Below are 6,379 nucleotides of genomic sequence, written 5' to 3'. Positions count from 1 at the left end.
GTGGGTAACACGTTTGGTCTGGACGTGTTGGTGCATCTGTGGGCCGTGTGGCGGGTTGATGGCGCCCAGTTCGTCAAGTGCTCGCGCCCTGCCATCGATGATGGTCTGCTTGGTCAGCACGAATATCGCCGGCAGCGGTCTACCCCGGCTCTCAACCGCCAGCGGAATGTAGTGGTCGGTGATCTGGATGGCGGCGGTCACATCGTCGAGGGCAAAATAGACCGGCACGACCACAATATCGGCCGCGAAGAGCCCGGCCATGAGGTTGTCGTTCGTGGTGCCTTCCGTGTCGATCAACACGACGGAACGCTCACCGTTGTGAGTGGCTGCGGCGTCGAGGATTTCCTGCGGGCTCATCGCGCTTACCAGCTGGAGCCTGTCAGGACGATTGCCAGCGTCACCGAGCATCTGGAACCAGCGGTTCATATTCTGCCGCCGATCGCCGTCGATAAGAGTGACCGAATAGCCGCGATGCAGCGCGACGGATGCGAGGGTGCGTAGCAGCGTCGATTTGCCAGTGCCGCCCTTGGGGATCGCAGCGGAGATGATCATGGGGGCCCCCTTCCGGCGTTGTCTCCTTGTCTCGATGTTAACATGGAGACAAGTCATCATGGACACATGGAAACAATGTCACACGGTCGAAACTTGGTGACATAGTCAACGGGGCAGGCCGGTTTGGCAACCCAGGCGCGCACCAAAAGGCTAGCCCAGGGGTGCAATCATTACGAGGCTGCTATCTTTATGAGGATCGAATCCGGCGGCTGTTCGTGACTACGAACCGCTCTGGTGTTTCCATGTCAGCATGGAAACAAGTCCTCACCGTATCATAGACACATTACATCAAGTCACGATGGAGACATCGCGACCGGGCCGCTGCCGATGACAACTGGGCTGGTGAGAAAGGAACGTTGGCCTGGCCCTCCCTCTATGCTTCTTCCTATTGGATTGGATGGCAGGATAGCTTATTTTGTGATACACACAAAATAAGCGGCGCGGCCCTGGCGGGCCTTATCGCCCGCAAGCGGGCTTGAGAGATGAATGCAGACGCCCAGAAAACAGCGGTGAAGAGCGCGTCACGACGCTACGGCGAGGTGACGCACATCCGGTTTTCGGCTAACGAGTTGGCCAGCCTCAAAGCCATTGCGGAGCGGGATGGCGTCACTGTCAGCGAGGTCGTCCGGCGTCTTGTGCAGGCAGAGGCGGGGTATCTGCCTATCGCATCAGAGGCGTTGCGGCCGGCGATCGTGGACCTGACCGATCAGCTGCGGCGTGTCGGCATCAATTTCAATCAGGCCGTGCGCGCCATCAACGACGGCCGTGTTGCTCATGATGAGGATCTTGAGCAGGCGTTGATCGCCGTGGGCAACCTGGTGCGGCAGTTCCGCGAGGAACTGAAGGCGATGACTGGCGGGTCCCGCAAGGCGAGGGAGGCCAGGCCATGAGCGGTCGTCTTGCTGGCTACGCGGCCGAAATCGAACGCTATCTGCGGGGTGAGTCCGGCGTGAAGCGTGAGGAGCTGGACGACGACAAGTCCGCGACGGGCGCCCGTCGCGAGGCCAGCGAATTCCAGGCGATGAAGAGTTATGAGCGGACCGGTGGCGGCGGACGCCTCGGGCAAGGACAAGCCGGCTCGACGGGCGGCGGGAACGCCCCTCGTTCGTCGCCGGGAGGGAGAGGAATGGCGGGGAGCTCCGTCTCCAGCGGTGCTCCGAAGTCCACTGCTGCTGCGAGTTCGCCCGAGGCCGCTAGCGCGCCGATCATGGTCTATGGCGCCACGCTTGCCGGTTTTCGGCCGGAAGAAGAGGAGGAGAACTGGAAGCGGCGCGGCGGCGGCGGCCGTGGCGCTGGTCGCCCGAGCGGTACAGGACGGGCGGCGCGGGTCGCCTATCAGGCGCGGGCCGTAGCGGCACGGGCAGGCTATGCGGCGGGTGCGCAGCCTGCTGTGTTCAAGGTCATGCCCAATCCGCCCTCGACCAAGGAAGCCGCCGCACGGCTGCTCAATTACATCGGGAAGCGCGAGGACGAAAAAGGCGAGAAACACGACATCGAGATTTTCGACGAGGACGGGCAGGTCCTTGCGGCAGGCCGCGCACGAAAGGCGTTCCTGGAAACCTTTTGCGAGACGTTCGAACCGCCCCTGGAAAACACCAATTTTATCGAGGTTCGTTTCGAGCTCGACGGCGAGGTTACCGATGCCGCCTTGGGCGAAGCCTTGAACAAAGCCTTCGGTGCAAAACCGTTCATCTATGCACAGGATGGTCAGGCGGTGGAGGTATACGCGCACACCGATGAGCGGGCCGGACCGCTTGCGAGAGTCCTGGCCGGGGGTCGGGAGAATTCGCGCAGCAAGGCGCTAGACAAGATCGAGGCGCGTTTGTCTGAGGCTATGGGTGCCGCGGGGGTGGTAGCCAAGGCAGAGGTAACGGCGGCCGTGAGCCGCGAACCCAAAGCGAAATATTTCCTGCAGAAGTTCATCCGCACCCACAGTCAGGTTCGCCACGCAAATGGCGAGCCTGTACCCGGGGTGAAGAATTCGACCAAGGCGGCGGCTTCGGTCTACGAACAATGGCGCCCGCAATTTTCGGGGCGTGAACGCCGCAATGCCTATCACCTGCTTTTCTCGGCAAGGGCTGGCACCGATGCCAACGCCGTCATGGCCGCGGCGCGCGCCGTGCTTGAGGAGCATGCGCCAGGGTACAAGTTCGTCCTGGCGCATCACAAGGACACCAAGCACGTCCATGTCCATGCGATGGTGCAGGCACGGTCAGCCGACGGCGAACGCCTGAAGTTCTACAAGCCAGATCTGATCGCCTGGCGCGAGACTTTTGCGGAAAAGGCACGCGAGAACGGCATTGCGATGGTGGCGACGCGGCGCATGGATCATGCGATGACGCGGTCATTCACGAAGGAGCATGCCGGAGCCTACAGCCGCGCCCAGAGCGATCCGCGCTACCAGGTCAGCGCCAGGACGATCGAGCGGGTGGAGGCCAAGCGGCAACGCCGTTTGGATGGGCAGTCCCTTGTCGCTAACGGCGATGTAATCGCTGCCGCATGGCAAAAGACTGTGACTACGATGCGGACCGCGGGCATAGTCGGTCAGGCTCTCATGGCAGCGGAGTCGATCGGCAACAATTTTCTGCAGTTCCGTCGCGATCGAGCAGGGGAGGGGCAGCCAGGTCCTGCCGCGGGTCGCGGAGCTGATCAAACGAGTCAGAAGTCTTTCCTGTCCCATCCCGGTATGAGAGAATTGAATGCACTGATAGGAGATTTGAACATGGCGCAAACCCCCTTGGAAATGCGGCGTCAGATGGCCCGCGTCAATCAGGCTCTCGACAACATGCGTGAGACGCTGCCGCCGGCGCATCAAGGACAGTTCGAACAGTATCGTGAAGAGGTCAACGACAAGATGCACGACCGTCTCGCGCGGCTGCAATTCGAGCGGCAGCAACAGCTTCGTGGTGGTGGCAGTGGCGAGCCGATCCCCGAGCGCGAGGCGCGAGGGAGAGACCTTCCAACTCGGGACGATCCCCGCCAGCCGGAGCAGCCGCGCACCGGCACCGAGCAGGAGATGAGAGCCAAGCAGAAGGACGCGAACAAGCAGAAGGCTCAGCAGGCTGAAGAGCAGGACCGCCAGACCCAGCGCTCCAATGATAATGATTACGAGCGCTAAGCAAAGATCGCTTTCCGGCCCTTAAGGCGCGGGAGAGTGCGACGATGTCGCCAAGGCTCGTTCTTGCCTCCGAGGTTCGGGAACAGCATCGGCAGCTTTGTCGGGACAGTTAGATGCTATTGGGATTTGGCCGCTGCAGCCGCGAGCATCGCCTGTCCCACCTCAACAGCGCCTTGAGCACTTAGCGTCTCCCCGGCGTTCTGGATGTCGCGCAGCTCTTTGTTCTGGCTGAGCTTGAATTTTCCAACCAGGCTGGTGATCTCGATCTCCAAGGCCACGATCGCTTTGGTCATTGCGTCGATGAAATCCTTCGGCGCGTCGCCCATCTTCCACGGGGCCGGCTGGTTGGCATCGTGCATGTGGGTGAGCTTCGCGACGTTGCGGCGCACATAGCGCTCATCGTCCCGGACAGTGATTCGACCATGGGCGTGGGCAACGAGATAGTTCCAGGTCGGCACCTGCTTATGGAATTCGTGTTTGCTTGGATACCAGTTCGGCGAGATGTAGGCGTCGGCCGCTCGGAAGACGACGAGGACTTCATCGCCATTGGCAACTTCCTCCCAGACAGGGTTTTTGCGGGCAACATGGCAATTGAGGACGCCCTTATCGCCCTTTGAGCGGTCGAGCTCGAAAGGGATATGGTTCGCGTCGAGGGAGCCATTGCTGTGGGTGATCAGGATGCCAAACGGGTGTTTTTCGATAAGATCAAAGAGGGCGTTCTGATCGGGCACGGCGAAATGTGGAGGAACGTACAAAGGGGAGTCTCCTGTCGTGAAGGGGCAGTTGTCAGTGGTCTGCGAGGTCTTGCGAAACAGCCAGGGGCGACGCAGCTGCCTGCGAAGACGGGGCCGGAACCCGCTGTCCGCCGCGCTCAAGAACCGCCATCGAGAAGTGGGCGGGCACGTCAGATGCCGCGGCATACGAGTGGGGCTGATCTGTAACGAGGCGCGCACTCTCGCCTGCATTTAGAATGATCTCGTCGCTTCCCACCGTGACCTTGAGCGAGCCTTGGGTAACCGAGAGCAGTTCGCGCGTATCGGGACTGTGCGCATCGGCGGCAAACACATCGCTCGGCATGAGGACCCAGCTCCAAAGTTCGAACATCGTGCGTCCCGAGGTCGATGTGTGAAGCTGTGCCTTGCTGCCTTTGGCGCTCGTCCAAAGCGTCCTGGAGATACTCCGTTCGATCGGACGGTCGGGAACTGTGGAAGGTTCGTCGTTCAGCAGATCGGCAACCGATAGCGAGAACGCCGCCGCCAGACGGCAAAGGATGGCGATACTCGGGTTCGCTTTGCCTTGCTCAAGGGCTACGACCGTGCCCTTGGACAGGCCGGTCAGTTTGGCCAGGCTATCCAGTGTCAGTTTTTGGTCGCGTCTCAGATCCTGGATCCGGATCGCAATCGCCTGTCCAAGCTCCTGCTCGGTCTCTAAAGGTGTCGGGATGTCGGTCATTATATTGACTTAGGCTCTTGCATCGCCTACGGTCAATATAATGACCAGCGCGAAATTGCAACCGGGTCTAAACCGAGGAATTGGCCAGTGCGCTTTGAAACGAAGGCAATCCATAGCGGTCGAGCTGTTGATCCATCCACGGGCGCGGTTTCATTACCGCTTCATACCAGCGCGACCTTCGAGCGCGGCGCCGACGGCTCGTTTCCGTTTGGGTTCGAGTACATTCGTGATGCAAATCCGACGCGTAGTGCATTCGAGTCGGCGATGGCCGCGCTTGAGGGAGGACACGAAGGAATAGCCTTTGCGTCGGGCATGGCTGCAATCACTGCGGTCTTTGAGAGCCATCCGTCGACGGGACGGATCGTCCTTCCCGACGATATGTATTTTGGCATCCGCTCGCTGATGGACGAAACCGATATCGGCTCTCGCTTCGACTTCGCCGCGGTCGATATGCGCGATCTGGATGCGGTGCGTGCCGCGGTCACCTCAAAGCGGACCGGCCTCGTCTGGGTAGAGACGCCGTCGAACCCGATGATCCGCGTTGTCGACATTTCGGCCATCTGCAAAATCGCGCATGAGGCCGGCGCGATGGCGGTGGTGGACAACACGTGGGCCACGCCCGTGCTTCAGCGGCCGCTTGAACTTGGGGCGGATGCGGTCATGCACTCGGCGACAAAGTACATCGGCGGCCACTCGGATCTGATGGCGGGCGTCGTTGTTGTCCCGCCCACGTCACCACTCGAACACCCGCTACGGATGGTCCAGAAACACAAGGGCAGCGTCGCAGCACCCTTCGACTGTTGGTTGGCATTACGGGGGCTGCAGACCTTGCCGATCCGCATGCGCGCTCATTGCGAAGGCGCCCAGAAGGTTGCGGAGGCCCTGGCGTCTCATCCACGCGTCGAGAAGGTGCTCTTTCCAGGCCTGCAAGATGATCCGGGACACGATCTGGCTACGCGGCAAATGAGCGATTACGGAGCAATGCTTTCCTTTATCGTCGAAGGCGGAGTTGATGCCGCGATGGTGGTGGCCGGCCGCCTCAAGCTTGTCGTCCGGGCGACAAGCCTGGGCGGGACGCACTCTCTGATCGAGCATCGCGCATCCGTCGAGGGTGCGAAGTCCAAAGCGCCGGGCGGATTGCTGCGTATGTCCGTGGGGCTCGAGCACCCTCAGGACATCATTGACGATCTGATGCAGGCTCTGGGCGCAACTTTCAACGCATAAAGCGCGGCCAGTTGGCCCTCGTCTGCCGAAGGA

6 protein-coding genes are annotated in these 6,379 nt (G+C 61.0%); 3 read left to right on the top strand and 3 right to left on the bottom strand.

Features of this window, described 5'->3' with window-relative positions; translation table 11 throughout:
- A partial coding sequence (locus B5V02_RS02475) for a ParA family protein (protein WP_111542674.1) occupies positions 1 to 552 on the bottom strand: 552 nt, incomplete at its 3' end.
- A gap of 482 nt (positions 553 to 1,034) precedes the next feature.
- On the opposite strand from B5V02_RS02475, the gene B5V02_RS02470 reads away from it, so the two are divergent.
- Both B5V02_RS02470 and B5V02_RS02465 read left to right on the top strand, forming a co-directional pair.
- Positions 1,035 to 1,442, top strand: coding sequence for a hypothetical protein (locus tag B5V02_RS02470; RefSeq protein ID WP_111542673.1), 408 nt, complete (start codon positions 1,035 to 1,037; stop codon positions 1,440 to 1,442).
- Complete coding sequence (locus B5V02_RS02465) at positions 1,439 to 3,670, top strand: relaxase/mobilization nuclease domain-containing protein (protein WP_111542672.1); 2,232 nt, start codon at positions 1,439 to 1,441, stop codon at positions 3,668 to 3,670. Before B5V02_RS02470 ends, B5V02_RS02465 begins: the two co-directional genes overlap by 4 nt.
- Before the next feature lie 116 nt (positions 3,671 to 3,786).
- Here the strand turns inward: B5V02_RS02465 and B5V02_RS02460 are convergent, their stop codons facing one another.
- Both B5V02_RS02460 and B5V02_RS02455 read right to left on the bottom strand, forming a co-directional pair.
- On the bottom strand, positions 3,787 to 4,425 hold the full coding sequence (locus B5V02_RS02460) for an FMN-binding negative transcriptional regulator (RefSeq protein WP_111542671.1): 639 nt from the start codon (positions 4,423 to 4,425) through the stop codon (positions 3,787 to 3,789).
- Between the two features lie 31 nt (positions 4,426 to 4,456).
- Entirely contained in the window at positions 4,457 to 5,122 is a 666-nt protein-coding gene (locus B5V02_RS02455; protein ID WP_111542670.1) for a helix-turn-helix domain-containing protein, read from the bottom strand.
- Between the two features lie 87 nt (positions 5,123 to 5,209).
- On the opposite strand from B5V02_RS02455, the gene B5V02_RS02450 reads away from it, so the two are divergent.
- Positions 5,210 to 6,346: a trans-sulfuration enzyme family protein gene (locus B5V02_RS02450; RefSeq protein WP_111542669.1), complete on the top strand. Its 1,137-nt coding sequence runs from the start codon at positions 5,210 to 5,212 to the stop codon at positions 6,344 to 6,346.
- The last annotated feature ends 33 nt before the right edge of the window (positions 6,347 to 6,379 follow it).

The sequence above is a fragment of the Mesorhizobium kowhaii genome (assembly GCF_003253745.1).
GTDB lineage: Bacteria > Pseudomonadota > Alphaproteobacteria > Rhizobiales > Rhizobiaceae > Mesorhizobium > Mesorhizobium kowhaii.
This window is presented reverse-complemented; position numbering and strand designations above follow the sequence as displayed.